This is a genomic window from Streptococcus sp. HMSC066F01, assembly GCF_001837335.1.
Lineage (GTDB): Bacteria > Bacillota > Bacilli > Lactobacillales > Streptococcaceae > Streptococcus > Streptococcus oralis_S.
On sequence record NZ_KV832105.1, the window covers coordinates 1 to 221 of the forward strand.

1 protein-coding gene is annotated in these 221 nt (G+C 44.3%); it reads right to left on the reverse strand.

The window, feature by feature from the left end; translation table 11 throughout:
* Positions 1–221 (reverse strand): hypothetical protein (locus HMPREF2655_RS03065; protein WP_142352119.1); only part of this gene is annotated, 221 nt, incomplete at both ends.

Below are 221 nucleotides of genomic sequence, written 5' to 3' on the forward strand. Positions count from 1 at the left end.
GCATTTTTTGCCTTGTTGTCTTCAACTGCCTTCTCGTAAGTTGCTTTTGCATCGGCATTAGCTTTTTGAACGCGAGCTAATTCCGTCTGGTATTCGGCTAGCTTAGCTTGGTAGTCTGCTTCGTTGGTAGCATTTGCTTGCTTAACTGCCGCCAAATCTGCTTCGTATTTCTTCATCGCAGCTTCATAAGTCGATTTTGCAGTGGCGTTTCGTTGCTTAAT